This window comes from Levilactobacillus yiduensis (assembly GCF_024718525.1).
Classification (GTDB): domain Bacteria; phylum Bacillota; class Bacilli; order Lactobacillales; family Lactobacillaceae; genus Levilactobacillus; species Levilactobacillus yiduensis.
The window spans coordinates 1-1,032 of record NZ_JAMXAZ010000072.1; the positions used below are offsets into that span (position 1 = coordinate 1).

General features: G+C 52.4%; 1 rRNA gene. It reads right to left on the bottom strand.

Features of this window, described 5'->3' with window-relative positions:
- Positions 1-1,032, bottom strand: a 16S ribosomal RNA gene (locus NGM66_RS14330); the annotation flags it as partial.

The window sequence follows — 1,032 nt, forward strand, 5'->3', positions numbered from 1 at the left end:
ACTCGTTGTACCGTCCATTGTAGCACGTGTGTAGCCCAGGTCATAAGGGGCATGATGATTTGACGTCATCCCCACCTTCCTCCGGTTTGTCACCGGCAGTCTCACCAGAGTGCCCAACTGAATGCTGGCAACTGATAATAAGGGTTGCGCTCGTTGCGGGACTTAACCCAACATCTCACGACACGAGCTGACGACAACCATGCACCACCTGTATCCATGTCCCCGAAGGGAACGCCTAATCTCTTAGGTTTGCATAGTATGTCAAGACCTGGTAAGGTTCTTCGCGTAGCTTCGAATTAAACCACATGCTCCACCGCTTGTGCGGGCCCCCGTCAATTCCTTTGAGTTTCAACCTTGCGGTCGTACTCCCCAGGCGGAGTGCTTAATGCGTTAGCTGCGGCACTGAAGGGCGGAAACCCTCCAACACCTAGCACTCATCGTTTACGGCATGGACTACCAGGGTATCTAATCCTGTTCGCTACCCATGCTTTCGAGCCTCAGCGTCAGTTACAGACTAGACAGCCGCCTTCGCCACTGGTGTTCTTCCATATATCTACGCATTCCACCGCTACACATGGAGTTCCACTGTCCTCTTCTGCACTCAAGTTACCCAGTTTCCGATGCACTTCTCCGGTTAAGCCGAAGGCTTTCACATCAGACTTAAGAAACCGCCTGCGCTCGCTTTACGCCCAATAAATCCGGACAACGCTTGCCACCTACGTATTACCGCGGCTGCTGGCACGTAGTTAGCCGTGGCTTTCTGGTTAAATACCGTCAACCCCTGAACAGTTACTCTCAGAGGTGTTCTTCTTTAACAACAGAGTTTTACGAGCCGAAACCCTTCTTCACTCACGCGGCATTGCTCCATCAGACTTTCGTCCATTGTGGAAGATTCCCTACTGCTGCCTCCCGTAGGAGTTTGGGCCGTGTCTCAGTCCCAATGTGGCCGATTACCCTCTCAGGTCGGCTACGTATCATTGTCTTGGTGGGCCTTTACCTCACCAACTAACTAATACGCCGCGGGATCATCCA